Raw genomic sequence first — 13,485 nt, forward strand, 5'->3', positions numbered from 1 at the left:
GCGGCCTGATGGCAGCGGCCGGTTTCAGACGCCGAATCCCGGGTCGCCGAATTTCGACAGCAATTGCTCGAGCAGCGCCATATCTTCCGTGCGCGGCGTGCGGTCCTCGGTCACGCGCGACGCGCCACCATAGGTCGCACTCACATGGCGGCGCACCGTCAGCACGTCATCGGCAGGCGGCGCGATCTCGACGGCCTCGCCCGGCTCGTGGCGATAGCTTCCATCCTTCCAGCCATCGGGCGTCAGGTGCATGATTTCCCATTCGTCGCAAACGGACATGGCGGCTCCTTGGTTATCAGTCAGGCAAGGCAGAGGACGACGCGAGCGTGACGCGGCACTGGGTGGCCGGCACGCGAATTCCGGCGGTTGCGGTGCGTTGCTCAATTCTTGTGACGGTAATTGATGCGGCCCTTGGTCAGGTCGTAGGGAGACATCTCCAGCGTGACCCGATCGCCGGCAAGGATCCGGATGCGGTTTTTCTTCATGCGGCCCGACGAGTACGCCCATACCTGGAATCCGTTCTCCAGGATGACGCGAAAGCGGTTATCGGGTAGCACTTCGGAAACGTGGCCACCAAATTCGACGAGTTCTTCCTTAGCCATGACGGGCTCCCTGATAGGCGTGGGCGGATACGCCCGGGTGATGGGGACGGGTTGCCAGGCGCGCAATGGCGCGTTCGCCGGCGCTACGGGCCGCTTGCTTGGCCTTGGCTGCCGAGCGATGCGTGTCGTGACGCATGACAACGTTGGCCAGCACGCGTTCCGTGCCGTCCTTGTATTCGCTGATGAGGTACGCGGCAAACCAGACGCCGGGTTGCTGCTCGATGGGATACACGGCTACCGTGTACGGAGATGGAATAGCGTTCATTGTTCTCATATTTCTGTTCGCGCGATCACGCGTGCGGGAGCGAGGGCACCGATGTGCGCCAATGCCAGCCGGAAGGATTCGCCGCGATTGAATGGGGTCAATACCCGCGACACGTATGCATGTCGCCGCGATTGACGCGAAAGTGACCGTGCTTGCGTAGGCCGGTGCGCTGGTACGGGGCGTGCCGGGTACGGAGCGGACTAGGCCGCGGGTCAGGTAGGTGACGGGCCATGTGGCCCGGATCGATTCGGGTGTACGCCCGAAGGGCGCCGGTGGTGAGTAATTGTCTTGAGGCCGGCACCCGGCCGCGGTCGCTTTGAACGCGGGCAAGGTCCCGCACTATAACAGCTTCGCGGGTTGGCTGCCGAAAGCGGGGCCCAATGTGACGCAAGGCACCCGAAAGTGCCTTGTGCCTTGCAATCGCGCCCGCCTTAGGTCCGCATAGGCGGCGCCACGCCGGCGCCCTCGATACCGTGGCGTCGCAGCGCATCGGCCACAAAACCCGAGGCCTTCATCTCCTCGATAAAGCCACTCAGCCAGGCGCGCGTGGCACCGCGACCTTTTGGCACGCCCATGGCCTGCTCGATCACCATGAAGCGCCCGGGCAGCAGCCGCACGCCGCCAACACGCCGCGCATCGGCTTCGAGCTGCTGCTTGACGCCTGCCGCAACATCCAGGCGCTCGGCAAGGAACATGTCGGTGACAGCCGGCGAAGTCGGCGCGCGTACCAGCGTGGCCGCACGCAGCTCGCGCGTCAGGAACAGATCGTAGGCGCTGCCACGGCCGACCACGACGCGTGTGCCCGTACGGTCGACCTCCTCGTTGCGCTGCAGGGCCGAATCATGACGCACGAGATAGGCCCCTTCGATGATCACATACGGTGCCGTGTACTCCATGTCCGCTGCACGTACCGGATCGATCGCCACGAACGCGAGGTCCACCTGCCGGCCCTTGACCGCCTCGACCACGCTTCCCGCCGATGAAAAGGGCACCAGCTCCGGCGTCAGCGCGAGGCGCCGCGCCGCCTCGCGCGCGAGGTCCACCGAAACGCCCTGGAGATCGCCATTCGCGGCGCGGCTCGCCAGGATCGGATTGCCAAGGTTGATGGCCGCACGCAGCTTGCCGGTGCCGCCCAGTTCCGCGATCGCGGCCTCACGGGAACCGACGGTCCCCGAGCTGCCCGAGGTGGCGCAACCCACCAGCGCGAGTGCGGCGGCAAGCGGGCCGGTGGCGCATATCGTTCGTCGCGTCCGGTCCATCAGAAGTCCACCTTTTGACCGGGTTCGGGAACGAGCACGCTCGTCCTGGCGGAGGCGCCGAGCGCCGCAGAGAATTCGGCCGGCGTACCGCGCAGCTGCGGCGTGGTCTGGTAGTGGATCGGAATCGCGTAGCGGGGCTTGATCATGTCGCGCACCGCGATCGCGGCATCCTGCGGGCCCATCGTGAAGTGGCCGCCAATCGGAATGAGCACGAGGTCGGGCTTGTAGCGCTCGCCGACCAGCTCCATGTCGCCGAACAGGCCCGTATCGCCCATATGCCAGATCTTGAAGCCATTCTCGAGTTCGATGATGTAGCCCACCGGCTCGCCAGCGTAGTGGGTTTCATCCTTGTCCGTGGCCGGGTTCTTCCAGACCAGTTCGGACGAGTGTTCGGCGCGCACCGCCGTGATCTTGGGTCCGCCCGCACCGAACGGCGCGATCGTGCCGCTCTTGCCGAACCGCTGCGACAACGCGGCCGGAACCATGCCCAGGCTGACGAGCGTCTGCCCCATGCCGCCGCCGGTATAGATGGGCGCGTTGTTCAGCTTGGCCAGCGCCGGCGCATCGCCAAGATGGTCGCCATGGGCGTGTGTCACCAGGATCAGGTCGACCTTGCCCAGCGCGGCAAGCTGCTTGAAATCGGCCGGCGTCTTCGGGTTCGTGGTCAGCCATGGGTCGATGACGATCACCTTGCCACCCGGCGTGGTAATCCGCGTGGCGGCCTGCCCGAGCCAGAGCACCTCGGCCTTGCCAGCGGCAATCTGCCCCGGTGGCTTCGGCTGCTGGGCGCCCGCCGTCGACGTCGTGACAGAGGATGCGCAACCGGCGAGCACGGCAACGGCAGCGGCGAGGAAAAGCATGCGGCATCTGATCATGGTTGTCTCCTGCATCGGTTGTAGTGACATCTCAAAATCATTCCACGCCTCCGGGTGGCTGCATGACATCGGTGGAATACGCGCGGCAGGCCTGAGGAGCGCTGTGCAGTATTTGCAGCCCACTCCGGCCTGTCAATCGGGGCATGCACCGCCGCGAGCGACGCGCGGCCGGCTCACACCGTCAGGAGCGCGCGGAGCTGACGAATGTCGTTCACCTTCTCGAGGTGGTTGATTCGTTCGATCAATTTCTCGGTCTTGCTGGTGCCAAGCACCGGCGCGATCAGATCGCGAGCCTTGGCATTGACCGCCTCGGTGCTCAGCGGATTCTCCTTGGTACCGGGTGGAAACCGGGTGAAATGATTGACCTTGCGACCGTCGATCATCGTCACCTCGACGATGGCACCGCGCGGCGCGGCCGGGTCCATCAACGCCTGATCCGGCACCACCGTGACCTTGGCGCGCTGCGCGGCAATGCGCGGATCGCGCATCAGCGCCACGTCGTGGCTGTCGACAAACGACACCGCACCCTTGACGAGCGCGACCGCCACCAGATGCTGGCAGTTCACATCCGGCATGGCGCTTTCCCCGACAATGCCGACCGCATCAGTCGGAAGCTTGACGAGGATGCTGCGGACATTGTCAGGCGTCAGCCCGTGCTCCTTGCGCAATGTCAGCAGCGCGTCCAGCGGCGACTGGATGGGATATCCGACGGAAAACGTCTTGATCGCGGTCTCGGTCACATAGAACCGTTTGCCGAGCTGATCGAGCATGGCTTCCGGCTTTGGCGACGTCGAAAGCGCAATGAACAGGTTGTGCGTGCCATCGAGTACGTCGGAGACGCCCGTCAGCCCGGCCTGCACCATGCCGACTGCCGTCACGCCATTGCGCGCGCCCATGCCGGCGAAGTCGAACGCCTTCTCGATATGGTCCTTGTCTTTCACCCAGCTCCACAGCCCGGACACCTGCTGCGCGGAATACGAGAGCGCATATCGCATGCCGGTTTCATCGAGCCGCGCGAGCGACGCCGCGGCACCCAGCGCGCCGAAGGTCGAGGACGTGCCTTCAGCACTCCGATGCGAGCCGCGTACCAGATCGGGCCCCAGCGCCATCAGCAGGCGGCAACACAGGTCATAGCCAAGCGCGACGGCGCGCATGAGTTCGGTGCCGTTGCGCCCCTCCTTTTCTCCCACCGCCAGCGCGGCCGGAACGACGGCGCTGCCGGGATGGGCCTTGGTGACCGGCTCGAAATCGTCGGTTTCGTCGGCGTGCGCGCACATCGCATTCGCCAGCGCCGCATTGACGGTGGTCGTACGGAACGACGCACCCACCACCGAGGCCTGCGGCTGGCCACCAAGCGTGCGCACATACTTCACCGCCATCTCGCCCGGCGTCATGCGCGACCCCGACACCATCGCACCCAACGTATCGAGGATCCGGTGCTTGCAGGCGAGTTCAACCGCTTCAGGCAGCGCGGTGTCGCGCGCCGCGACCATATAGCGCGCCAGCCTGGCGGTGACATCGGCTTTCACGGCGGCATTTGGGGCACCATTCGCGGCGGCCGCCGCAGCGCCATTCGCCACACCCTCCGCCGCCAGCTCGGCGGCCCGGATCGGCGATGCCGCCAGTGCGGCGAGCGCACCGGCGGACTGGAGCACGCGGCGGCGTACCAGCCTGTGATGATCGGACATGTCCCCTCCCGTTCGAATTGTTATCAGGCTCGCGATGCTTCCACCGGACTCCGCCCTTCCAGCCACGACGTCAACGCGTCCACCACGCCTCGCGCAAACATCGCGAACACGGGCTCACTGACGAAGCCCATGTGCGGCGTCACCACGAGATCGCGGCGCTTCCGCAGTGCATCGTCCGCAGGGACCGGTTCCACGTCGAAGACGTCGATGGCGGCAAGCCCCGGCCGCCCCCGGTCCAGCGCGGCGGGCAGCGCATCCATGTCCACCAGCGCCGATCGCGAGGTATTGACGAGGATGGCGTCCGGCCGCATCAACGCCATGCGGTCGGCATTGATCAGCTTGCGCGTCTCAGGCGTGGGCACCAGATGAAGACTGACGACGCGGGACGTCGCCAGCAAGATGTCCAGGCTGACTGCGGTGACGCCTTCCGCCGCCGCGCGCTCGGGCGTCATGCGTGGGCTCCACGTCACGACGTCCATGCCGAACGCCTTGCCGACGCGCGCCACGCGCTTGCCGATCTCGCCAAGGCCGATCAGGCCAAGGCGCTCGCCGTGGAGCACCCCAGGCAGCGGCGCGCTCTCGGCCGGACGCCAGCCGCCAGCGCGCATCGTCGCCATCTGGGCCTCCAGCTGACGCGTGGCGGCAAGAATCAGCGCCCAGGTCATCTCGCAGGTACTTTCCTTCGACGGCCCCCACTCGGTGTTCGCAACGGGGATGCCGCGCTCGCGCAGGGCTTCCACGTCGAGCGTGGTGTTGCGGGTGCCCGTGAACACGACCAGCTTCAGTCGCTCCGCCACGCGCAGCGTCGCCGCATCGAGCGGCGTGCGGTCGCGTACGAGCACGAGCACGTCCGTCTCGCGCAAGACCGCCGCGAGTGCATCCTTTGCCAGCGGCGCGTGATGGAACGTGACGTGCGCCTGGGCCTCGATTGCCGACCAGTCCGCCAGCCGCGTGAGGGCGCGCTCGTAGTCGCCGAGTACCGAAATGCGGGCACGCGTCATGGTTACGGGCGTGCCAGCGCAGTGATGGTGCCGACGTTCGCGGTCTGGCCCAGTTTCCAGCAGGCGTCGATCAGCTTGCCCACCTGGCCGGCGCCCAGCACCGGATCGGCCAGCGCGTGGAACTTGGCGTTCAGGTCCGCATCGCGCATCGGCCGCTGCAGGGACCCGATGGCGTGCTCCACCGTCACGTTCACTTCGCGGCCATCCTTGAGCACCGCCTTGACGATCGATGCGGCTTCGTCGACGTTGGCATCGGCCGTCGCCATCACCTTGCGGCGCAGCGCCACCACGTCGTCGCGCGTGACGATGTGGTCCGAGAACTCCTCTTCCGCCGCGCGCCCGAAAATCAGGCCCGCCGCGCAGCCATGGTAGACGCTGAACTTGGCGAGCAGCCCGTCGGTCGGCTCCTTCTTGCCGGTCAGCTCCAGCACCAGCGGGTGCACGCGCAGGTCGATGCGCTCCACATCCTCCGGCCTCACGCCCTGCTCGCGCAGCTGCACGCAGGCGTCGATGCTCGGGTGGATGACGATGCCGCACGCAAACGGCTTGTAGGTGTTGAACGAGATCTCGAAGCGGCTGCCGAGTTCGTCGGTGATCTCGTTCCAGTCCGTCTTTGCGGAGATCACCTGCATGAAGCCGCGCGGGGCTTCCAGCGCCTTGGCGCTCGAGGTGTAGCCGTGGCGCGCCATCAGCGCCGACATCAGCCCGGCGCGGGCGGCGCCGCCCGGATGGAACGGCTTGGTCATGGTGCCGAACTGCTCGCGCAGGCCCACCGGCTGCGAGGCGGCGATGCCCAGCGCCATGGTGGTCTTGTCGGCGTCGAGCCCCAGCAGGCGCGAGCACGCGGCGGCGGCGCCGAGCATGCCGGTGGACCCGGTGATATGCCAGCCACGGTCGTAGTGATCAGGATACATCGCGTTGCCGACGCGGCAGGCCACGTCGATGCCCAGCACGATCGCATCGGTGACCGCGCGGCCGCTGGCGCCCGTGTGCTCGGCCAGCGCCAGCACCGCCGAGGCCACCGGCCCGGCCGGGTGGATGATCGTCTTCAGATGCGTGTCATCGAAGTCGAACGTATGCGAGGTGATGCCGTTGACCAGCGCGGCACTGGCCATGTCCACCTTCTCGCGCCGGCCCAGCACCGTCGCCTGCGCGGCGGGTTGCAGCTCGGCCACGGCGGCCAGCGCGGCCTGCGCGGATTCATGGCCGGCCGCGCCCACGGCGCAGCCCAGCCAGTTCATGAACGTGCGATGGGCTTCGTGGTCGACCTCCGGGCTCCAGCCCTGGGACGGATGGGTCGCGACAAAGTTGCCCAGGATGCGGGTGACGGCCGGGGCGTTGTGATCGGCGGCGACGTGGGTGTTGCGGGCCATAAAAAATTCCTTGTTCAGTGAGACTGCAGAGACGTGAAATCGGTTTGTCGGTCAGGTATCGAGCCGGATGCCGCGATCGCGGGCAAGCTGGCGCCAGCGATTGACCTCATCGGCGATGTAGCGGCGAAACTGGTCGGGCGTCATCGGCGTGGGCTGCAACGCCTCCGATGACAGCTTGTCGGCAAGGTCCGGGCTCTTGAGCACGGTGTTCAGCGAACTGTTCAGGCGCGCCACCACGTCCGCGGGCATGCCGGCGGGGCCCACCACGCCATACCACTGCATGGCGTCGAAGCCCTTGAGCCCGGTTTCCTCGAGCGTGGGCGTGTTCTTCAGCAGCGGATGGCGGGCGTGGCCCGTCACGGCCAGCGCCCTCGCGCGGCCGGAGCGGATATGGGGCAACGCCGCCGACAGGCCCGGGAACATCGCCTGCGTCTGGCCGCCGATGAGGTCGTTGAAAGCCGGAGCGATGCCGCGATAAGCCGCGTGGGTCATCTTCAGGTCGAGTTGCTGGGCCAGCAATTCCATCGTCAGGTGCGTCAGCGATCCCGGCCCGGCCGAGCCATAGGCCACCGGCTGCTTGCGTGCGTACTCGATGAATTCCTTCAGATTGGCCACCGGCAGCGCGCTGTTGACCACCAGCACATTGGGCGTGCCGCCGATCATGCCGATCGGCGTGAAGTCCTTGACGGGGTCGTAAGGCACCTTGCGCGTGGCGGGGTTGGTGCCGTGCGTAGCCACATACCCCTGCATCAGGCTGTAGCCGTCCGGGCTGGCCTTGGCCGTCATCTGGCAGGCAATCACGCCGCCACCGCCAGCCTGGTTCTCGACCACCATCGACTGGCCGAGCACGCGGCCCCAGCGATCGGCAACCGTTCGGCCAATCAGGTCAGAGCCGCCGCCGGCGGCAACCGGTACGACATAGCGCAGCGGCTTGTTGGGAAACGTGTCTTGCGCGTCCGCAAGGCCAGGGACGGCCAGCAGCATCGCGCTGGCCTTGATCAGGGTCCGGCGTGTGGAATTCATGTCTCCTCCGGGCGCACCATTGAGTCGCTTGGGCGCTGTTTTCTTGGAATGGCTCCCGGCCCTGCCCGAGCCGGATGGCAGGGAGAATCATCGCGCCCCACGAGATCGTTGTGAATTGCAAATTTCCGTACGATTGATGCAAGGTGAACATCAATGGGAAATCTGGCTGCCGGCGCACGCGCGGCACCGGACGGCCGGGACCGGCCTGATCCCGGCGACGCGGGAACGTGACAGTGCCCACGTTTGACGTGTAGTGGGTGATATCGGGGCGAACGCGGGGAAGGGAGAAGCGAGCGAAGCGGGCGAAGAGGGGCGAAGGGGGGCGAAGCAGGTGAACGGAGCGAAGAGAGTCCGGCCGGCGACACCGACGGCCTCCCTTGCAGCGCGGGCTGGCGCCCTACAGCTTGAGCGTCGAGAGCAGGATGCTCGTTTCGGTGTTGGTGATGCCAGGAACGAGGCGGATGGCGCTGAGAATCCGGTCGAAGGATTCGAGGTTGTCGGCGCGCAGTTCGGCCATCAAATCCCAGCGCCCGTTGGTGGTATGCAGTGCCACCACGTTAGGGTGACCACGCAGTGCACGCCGGACTTCCTCGCTACGGTCGCCGCCCACCTCGATGCTCATGATGGCGCGGATGCGGAATGCCTCGACCTCGGGACGCAGCCGGACGGTGTAGCCAACGATGATGCCTTCGTTTTCCAGCTTCGCCAGGCGATTCTGCACAGTGGCACGCGCCACGCGCAGCTTCTTTGCCAGCAATACAACCGGCATGCGGGCGTTGTCGCGCAGCAGTGCAATGAGCTGTCGGTCGGTGTCGTCCATGAAGTTGGCAGATTGCTTAATTTGGATAGCAAAGTGTATGACGCAGGGATGCTTTTGCCAATCCGTGAATCAAACTGACGTGCCTTGTCGCGAAAATCCTTCCTGTCGCGCGCAACGTTCAAGCAGCGCTTCTCATCTCGACACCATGAAATAGACTCAATGGGCGATGGTTGCCGGGCGGGCAAAGTGCGGTGTACCTGGCTTCCTGCTCCACGGTGACGACTACATCTATCAGGCGGTCCGCCCGACACCGCTTGTCCATCAAGGAATCCATCATGCCCAAGATTGATACTGTCCTGTTCACAGGCAAGACCCACACCACGGTCAACCGGGACCCCGGCGCCCAGCGTGGCGAGCACGGCGTCGTCGACATCAAGCTGTCGGCGCCCGGCGGCGAAGATCACACGTTTGTCGCCGTCGAACCGCATCCGAGCGCCGAGCAGTTGTTTGCAGGCGCCTGGTCGGCCTGTTACATCACTGCGTTCGGGATCGCCGCCTCGCTGAAGAAGGTCACGCTGCCGCCCGACTATTCCGTGGATATCCAGGTGGATGTGGGCCAGACTGGTCCCGCCTGGTTCCTCGGCGCCCAGTTCACCGTCCGCGTGCCGGGCCTGGCACAGGACGTCGCCGAGGCGATCGCGCACTCGGCGCATCAAATCTGCCCGTACTCGAAGGCCGTGCGCGGAAATATCGAGGTCGCCCTCAACGTCATCACGGCGTGATCCGGCAGGGCAACGTGTACAGCGCGGAAGCTGGCCGACCAGCGCCCAGAGGCGGCCGGTTTCCGCCGTTTGGCAACGTATCGCTCCCACGGCGGCGTGCCTGCCCCCCCTTGAAGGGGTAAACCTTAAAAGAGGTAAACCATTCGGCGAGATTGCCGTTATGTGTCGCAGGGGCCCACACTGTGCCAGCTTGCGGGACCACTCGCGGGCGCGCAGGGGTCGGCCATCGTATCCTCCTCTGCCGCACCTGACGCCATGCAACTCTTCCGCTCTTGCCGGATCATCTGCGCAGCTTGCTTGTTTTGGGTAGCCCCACTTGCCGTGGCGCAGACACCCATCGTGCTGTACTCGGAGGCCGGTCAGCGCCCCCAGTCCTACGAAGAAAACGGCATGCCCAAAGGGGCGTATATCGAAAACCTGCAGCGAGTCCTCAAAAGGATTCCCGAATACAAGGTGCAGATTCGGTTTGCGTCGTGGGCTCGCGCGGTGGAAGAAGCCAAGATCGGCAACAGCGCCGGCGTGCTCGGCGTGTATTACCGCCCCAAGGAGCGGCCGTTCCTGAATCACTCCAAGCCGTTCTACACCGAAGATGTCGCGGTGCATTGCAACCGGGATTCGATTGAAGGCCGCACCTTCAATACCTATCCGGACGATTTCGTCGGCCTGAAGTTCGGCAACCAGCGTCGCTATCTGGCGCCCGGCAAGCACTTTTTCCAGCTCGTCAGCGAGGGCAAAATCGAACTGGTCGAGGGACATGAATTCCAGGATCTCGTCAAGAAGATGCTGGTGCAGGAGATCGACTGCGTGGTCAACCCCAGTGTCGTCATCAACGAGGCGCTGATCACGCTGGAAGCCCTGGGCCTTCCGGAGCGCATGCGCTACAAGTCCAGACGGGTCATGGCCATCAAGAGCGAAACCGTCCATATCGGATTCAGCAAGAAGTATGAGGAATCGCATCCGGAACTCGCCAGGTTCCGGATGCTGTTCGACAAGGCGGCAGATGAATAGAATGCTCCCCTGACAACCCGAGATCGCGCATTCATGCCACTGCTGCCACCGGTTCAATCGATCCGGAACCGGATGATCGTGCTGTTTATCGTCGCCACGACGACAACGTTGGGCGCCTTTGGCGCGCATCGGCAATGGCAGTTGCAGCAGGATCTTGAGCAGCGTTTCGAGCGGACACGCGCGGAAGTCCTGGAAGGACTCAAGGAAAGCCTGGCGGCACCGGCCTGGGCACTGAACGTGGGGATCCTGCGGACCCGGCTCGAGTCAACCCTGATCCACCCCGAAGTCACCGAAGCCTGCGTTTTTTCGCCCGACCGGCAGGAGGTCTATGCCGACGTCCGCCGCACGGTGACCGCAGGCCGCCCCCCCTCGCCCGGCGCGTTACCCTGCGCGGCGGCCAACGGGCGTGACGTCCTGGCCGAGATAACGCTCTACCCTCCGGACAATATCGATCCGGAGCGCAGGAATCAGGCAATCGGCACGGCCGTCATCCGCCTCACCCGCGACAACATGCACGAGGCCCTGCGCGCGGCGATGGTCCAGGGCGTCACCGAGGTGGCCGCCATCGACGTGGCGCTGATACTGCTGCTGACCTTCGGGCTGCGGATGGTCTTCCGGCCCATCGAACATCTGCGGGGAGCCTTGCTCGAGCTTGCCTCGACCCATGGCGACCATCTCGACGAGCTTTCCAGGCTGGGCCGTACGGAGTTCGACAGCGTCATCGACGCCTTCAACCTGGTCCTGCGCCGGCTCAAGCTGATCATTGCACAGCGCACGGAAGCTGAAATGGCCGCGCGCGCGGCCACGCAGACCAGCAACGAAGCCTTCGCGCAAATCCAGGCTACCCAGGCAGAACTGGTCGAGAAGAACCGGCAGCTCGAAGCGCTTTCCAAGACCGACCAGCTCACGGGCGTATTCAACCGGCGGCACCTGAACGACGTGCTCACCCGCGCGCTGGAGCGCACCCGACGCGACGGCAGCCTGTTCTCGATCATCCTGATCGACGTGGACCGCTTCAAATCCGTCAACGACACCCACGGCCACCAGGTTGGCGACCGGGTGCTGGTCGAAATGGCCGGCCGCATCCTCGATGCCAAGCGGGCGACGGATACCGTCGGTCGCTGGGGCGGCGAAGAATTCCTGCTGATCTGCGCCGATACCGGCCTGCAGGACGCCGTGCGGTTCGCCCAAAGGCTGCGCAACGCGGTCTCGGAGCGCGACTTCTCAGTAACGGGGCGGATGACCGCAAGCCTCGGCGTGGCCAGCGTGCAGGATGGCGACACCATTCACGGCATGATCTCGCGCGCCGACGAAGCCCTGTATCGAAGCAAGGAGCTTGGGCGAAATCGCGTCGAGTACGCGGCCGACGGTATCGCAACGATGCCCGATGGTGAACCACGCATGCGTTGATTTGCAGGAAAGAGTTCTCGAACTGCACGTTTCCCCAGATGCGGTATCTCGTGCTACGGACGCAGGTATGGGCGCGTTGGCCGCGCAATTTGCGCCTCGCTTCGGCAAGTTTCAATCGATCACTGAAAAAGGTGGATGACCCCGAAACTTCCGATGCCTCCAAACCGTCCTACAGCTTTCCACGAAATTCTGAACCGCTATGGGAAACGCAATTTGCCGCGCAATTGGTGTTGTTCTATTGCTTATGGCTGCAGGATGTGCGACGCACTCTGGATCGGATGATCCGCAGTCCAGCAAGTCCGGCATAACCGTCTATGGAACGGTCGATGCCGGTGTCAGTGTGACGAGAGATAGATAATCCACCTTGGCGCCCGATCCGGGATTCGGTGGGTTGTTGAAGAATCACCCCGCCGATACCACGAGGCTTCGCCATAGCTTCAGAAGTTCAGGGACGGCAGAAGGCGATGACAGCGAGGCAGCATCTGACGCTGATCGACATGCTGCTCGCCGGCCAACTGGAAGCCGCCGCCGACTTCATGCGCTTGCACTTGCGCAACGCTGTGCGAGAGAAGTCGGACAGCTGACGGTGCTGGCAGCCCGTGCCGCCTATCTGTGATCAATCGGCGATGGCTGGGCCTGGACGGCCATGCGGTAGATCTTCACCGGGTACTCGATCTGGGCCGCCCGCATATAGCGGTTGCCGTTTTTCATCTTCCAGGCTTAAACAGGCAGGCCCTTGGCACGAAGTGCGGCGTCAAACCGCTCGGGGTCCGATGTGCCCGCGGCGTTCTGCGCGCGGATCTTCGCTTCCTTGGCCAGGTGCGCGCGGCACTGTTCCAGCACATATGCGGCCTCGGCCGCCGGAACGGCAATGACGCCATCCGCATCCCCGACGATCAGGTCGCCCGGCAGGACCGCGAGCCCGGCACAGGAGACCGGCACGTTGATCTCGCCGGGGCCGTCCTTGCTCGGGCCCCGGTGCGTGTGGCCCTTCGCGAAGATGGGCATGCCGTCTTCGGCCCATTCGCACAGGTCACGAACCGCGCCGTCGATGACCAGTCCACCGAGCTTCTTCGTCACGCACGTGGTGCGCATCAGGCCACCGACGAGTGCCTGGGTAACATCGCCGCCACCATCGATGACCAGCACATCGCCGGGATGCACCATCATCAGCGCCTTGTGGATCATCAGGTTGTCGCCCGGCCGGACGCGTACCGTCACCGCGGGGCCGCACAGCACGGTCTCCAGGCGGCGATGGTATTGGCGCAGGCCGACCGTGCCGATGTTGCGGCTCATCGAATCGCCGATCGCTGCGACGGGAATTTCGCGAAACGCTGCCACGATGGCAGCGGCGGGGCCTTCCGCACGCGGGTTGATGCGATAGCCGGCCGGCCATTGCACCGTGGCGGGGGATTCGGATTGGCTCATGACTGTCTCCA

14 protein-coding genes are annotated in these 13,485 nt (G+C 65.1%); 3 read left to right on the plus strand and 11 right to left on the minus strand.

Annotated features, from left to right (window positions below; all coding sequences use genetic code 11):
• Positions 1-24: 24 nt before the first annotated feature.
• The 10 genes from AC1DOX_RS09520 to AC1DOX_RS09565 all read right to left on the minus strand — a co-directional run bounded on the left by AC1DOX_RS09520 (position 25) and on the right by AC1DOX_RS09565 (position 8,906).
• Complete coding sequence (locus AC1DOX_RS09520; RefSeq protein ID WP_441616274.1) at positions 25-279, minus strand: translation initiation factor 1; 255 nt, start codon at positions 277-279, stop codon at positions 25-27.
• Positions 280-380: 101 nt separating this feature from the next.
• The gene (gene infA, locus AC1DOX_RS09525) at positions 381-602 is read right to left on the minus strand and encodes a translation initiation factor IF-1 (protein WP_092137014.1); all 222 of its coding nucleotides are present in this window, start codon (positions 600-602) and stop codon (positions 381-383) included.
• Positions 595-867 carry an isochorismatase gene (locus AC1DOX_RS09530; RefSeq protein ID WP_441616272.1) on the minus strand — a complete coding sequence of 91 codons (273 nt, stop codon included), beginning with the start codon at positions 865-867 and terminating at the stop codon, positions 595-597. Before AC1DOX_RS09530 ends, infA begins: the two co-directional genes overlap by 8 nt.
• 431 nt (positions 868-1,298) lie before the next feature.
• Positions 1,299-2,126, minus strand: coding sequence for an ABC transporter substrate-binding protein (locus AC1DOX_RS09535; RefSeq protein ID WP_441616270.1), 828 nt, complete (start codon positions 2,124-2,126; stop codon positions 1,299-1,301).
• Positions 2,126-3,001 carry a metal-dependent hydrolase gene (locus AC1DOX_RS09540; RefSeq protein ID WP_441616268.1) on the minus strand — a complete coding sequence of 292 codons (876 nt, stop codon included), beginning with the start codon at positions 2,999-3,001 and terminating at the stop codon, positions 2,126-2,128. The genes AC1DOX_RS09535 and AC1DOX_RS09540 overlap by 1 nt, the downstream gene beginning before the upstream one ends.
• 173 nt (positions 3,002-3,174) lie before the next feature.
• Positions 3,175-4,689: an MmgE/PrpD family protein gene (locus tag AC1DOX_RS09545; protein ID WP_441616266.1), complete on the minus strand. Its 1,515-nt coding sequence runs from the start codon at positions 4,687-4,689 to the stop codon at positions 3,175-3,177.
• Between the two features lie 23 nt (positions 4,690-4,712).
• Positions 4,713-5,690 (minus strand): D-2-hydroxyacid dehydrogenase family protein, encoded by a 978-nt coding sequence (locus AC1DOX_RS09550; RefSeq protein WP_441616264.1) that lies wholly within the window; start codon positions 5,688-5,690, stop codon positions 4,713-4,715.
• Between the two features lie 2 nt (positions 5,691-5,692).
• Entirely contained in the window at positions 5,693-7,063 is a 1,371-nt protein-coding gene (locus AC1DOX_RS09555; protein WP_092137008.1) for an MmgE/PrpD family protein, read from the minus strand.
• Positions 7,064-7,114: 51 nt separating this feature from the next.
• On the minus strand, positions 7,115-8,086 hold the full coding sequence (locus tag AC1DOX_RS09560) for a Bug family tripartite tricarboxylate transporter substrate binding protein (RefSeq protein WP_092137007.1): 972 nt from the start codon (positions 8,084-8,086) through the stop codon (positions 7,115-7,117).
• Between the two features lie 397 nt (positions 8,087-8,483).
• Positions 8,484-8,906 carry an Lrp/AsnC family transcriptional regulator gene (locus AC1DOX_RS09565; RefSeq protein ID WP_092137006.1) on the minus strand — a complete coding sequence of 141 codons (423 nt, stop codon included), beginning with the start codon at positions 8,904-8,906 and terminating at the stop codon, positions 8,484-8,486.
• A 275-nt stretch (positions 8,907-9,181) separates the two neighbouring features.
• Here AC1DOX_RS09565 and AC1DOX_RS09570 point away from each other — a divergent pair, with 275 nt between their 5' ends.
• The 3 genes from AC1DOX_RS09570 to AC1DOX_RS09580 all read left to right on the plus strand — a co-directional run bounded on the left by AC1DOX_RS09570 (position 9,182) and on the right by AC1DOX_RS09580 (position 12,046).
• The gene (locus tag AC1DOX_RS09570) at positions 9,182-9,628 is read left to right on the plus strand and encodes an Ohr family peroxiredoxin (protein ID WP_441616261.1); all 447 of its coding nucleotides are present in this window, start codon (positions 9,182-9,184) and stop codon (positions 9,626-9,628) included.
• Positions 9,629-9,925: 297 nt separating this feature from the next.
• On the plus strand, positions 9,926-10,636 hold the full coding sequence (locus AC1DOX_RS09575; protein ID WP_441616259.1) for a hypothetical protein: 711 nt from the start codon (positions 9,926-9,928) through the stop codon (positions 10,634-10,636).
• A gap of 108 nt (positions 10,637-10,744) precedes the next feature.
• Complete coding sequence (locus AC1DOX_RS09580; protein ID WP_441616257.1) at positions 10,745-12,046, plus strand: GGDEF domain-containing protein; 1,302 nt, start codon at positions 10,745-10,747, stop codon at positions 12,044-12,046.
• A gap of 720 nt (positions 12,047-12,766) precedes the next feature.
• On the opposite strand, the gene AC1DOX_RS09585 is transcribed toward AC1DOX_RS09580, so the two are convergent.
• A complete protein-coding gene (locus AC1DOX_RS09585) occupies positions 12,767-13,474 on the minus strand; it encodes an RraA family protein (protein WP_441616255.1) in 708 nt (235 codons plus the stop codon).
• Positions 13,475-13,485: the final 11 nt, after the last annotated feature.

The sequence above is a fragment of the Cupriavidus sp. 01L415 genome (assembly GCF_056400065.1).

Bases quoted from the DNA above. Each gene is read 5' to 3' on its own strand.
- AC1DOX_RS09520 (WP_441616274.1), bottom strand. From the start codon at position 279: ATGTCCGTTTGCGACGAATGGGAAATCATGCACCTGACGCCCGATGGC.
- infA (WP_092137014.1), bottom strand. From the start codon at position 602: ATGGCTAAGGAAGAACTCGTCGAATTTGGTGGCCACGTTTCCGAAGTG.
- AC1DOX_RS09530 (WP_441616272.1), bottom strand. From the start codon at position 867: ATGAACGCTATTCCATCTCCGTACACGGTAGCCGTGTATCCCATCGAG.
- AC1DOX_RS09535 (WP_441616270.1), bottom strand. From the start codon at position 2,126: ATGGACCGGACGCGACGAACGATATGCGCCACCGGCCCGCTTGCCGCC.
- AC1DOX_RS09540 (WP_441616268.1), bottom strand. From the start codon at position 3,001: ATGATCAGATGCCGCATGCTTTTCCTCGCCGCTGCCGTTGCCGTGCTC.
- AC1DOX_RS09545 (WP_441616266.1), bottom strand. From the start codon at position 4,689: ATGTCCGATCATCACAGGCTGGTACGCCGCCGCGTGCTCCAGTCCGCC.
- AC1DOX_RS09550 (WP_441616264.1), bottom strand. From the start codon at position 5,690: ATGACGCGTGCCCGCATTTCGGTACTCGGCGACTACGAGCGCGCCCTC.
- AC1DOX_RS09555 (WP_092137008.1), bottom strand. From the start codon at position 7,063: ATGGCCCGCAACACCCACGTCGCCGCCGATCACAACGCCCCGGCCGTC.
- AC1DOX_RS09560 (WP_092137007.1), bottom strand. From the start codon at position 8,086: ATGAATTCCACACGCCGGACCCTGATCAAGGCCAGCGCGATGCTGCTG.
- AC1DOX_RS09565 (WP_092137006.1), bottom strand. From the start codon at position 8,906: ATGGACGACACCGACCGACAGCTCATTGCACTGCTGCGCGACAACGCC.
- AC1DOX_RS09570 (WP_441616261.1), top strand. From the start codon at position 9,182: ATGCCCAAGATTGATACTGTCCTGTTCACAGGCAAGACCCACACCACG.
- AC1DOX_RS09585 (WP_441616255.1), bottom strand. From the start codon at position 13,474: ATGAGCCAATCCGAATCCCCCGCCACGGTGCAATGGCCGGCCGGCTAT.